The organism is Brenneria alni (genome assembly GCF_003666245.1).
GTDB classification, from domain to species: Bacteria; Pseudomonadota; Gammaproteobacteria; order Enterobacterales; family Enterobacteriaceae; genus Brenneria; species Brenneria alni.
The window spans coordinates 1-1,013 of record NZ_MJLZ01000108.1 but is presented as its reverse complement, the minus strand read 5'-3'; the positions used below and the strand labels follow the sequence as shown (position 1 = coordinate 1,013).

The 1,013-nt window shown below is 31.2% G+C and carries 1 pseudogene; it reads left to right on the top strand.

Features of this window, described 5'->3' with window-relative positions:
- Positions 1-174: 174 nt before the first annotated feature.
- A pseudogene (locus tag BIY29_RS20125) lies at positions 175-1,013 on the top strand (ATP-binding cassette domain-containing protein); the annotation flags it as partial.

The window sequence follows — 1,013 nt, the reverse complement described above, 5'->3', positions numbered from 1 at the left end:
TGATCTTCGTCATTGTATCGTAGTCTCTGTCATGTAATCATTAATTTATACTTTGGTTGGTTGAGGCATATGAAGTAGTTGACATTTTTAGAAATTGGACGAACCTTGGCGGCGAACTAGATTTTTTGTTTTTTTTGGGCTCGGAGATGTGGTATAAGAGACTTGTATTCATATTTGAACATCCCGCAAACATTATCGTTTCTTGCAAAGAGAAACAGTAAATGTATCCCAAACTTTAAATTCCTAAAAATTAATAAGCCTGATAATGAGTGCCCTGTTTGCAAAGGTCTAGGTGAAATATCCTCTATTAATTCAAATGCTATTATAAATGAAAACCTAAGTATCGAAGAAAAACCATTTTCTATCTGGAGGACAGGGACTTTTTCAGGTTTATATCATAATTTGTTACTATCTTATTGCCAACTTGAAAAAATTAATACCTCAATCCCTTACAAAAATCTTTCTGAAACTGAAAAGAAAAAAATTCTCTATGGTGTAACGGAATCCAGATTAGCCTTTAAATTTAAATATAAAGGTTCAACAAGACAAAGGCGAGCATATTATGAAGGTGTGATGATCTTTGCTCAAAGATTGATTGGGCAAAAATCACTCGTAAATTCGACTATAAGAAATACTTGTACAGAATGTCAAGGATCCAGAATTAATCTTGACTATTATAGTAAAAATAATATCAAAGTTCTTGAATTAGATATGCTGGACTTTCTGACACTCTCTTTTTCAGACATCTTAGAAAGAATATCTAACATTCCTGAAACTGATGAAGTTAAGAAGATTCTTAAATCAATCTGTGAAATGGACTTAGGGTATCTTAATTTTTCACGTTCAATTCCTAGTTTATCAGGCGGTGAATTACAAAAGCTTAGATTTAGTCGATTACTCATTTCAAACATATCTGGTATCTTATTAGTTATAGATGAAATTTCAGCTCAAATAAACAGGCAAGATTTCCTAAAAATACATGAAAAAATAAAAAAACTTTCTCTAAATAACAC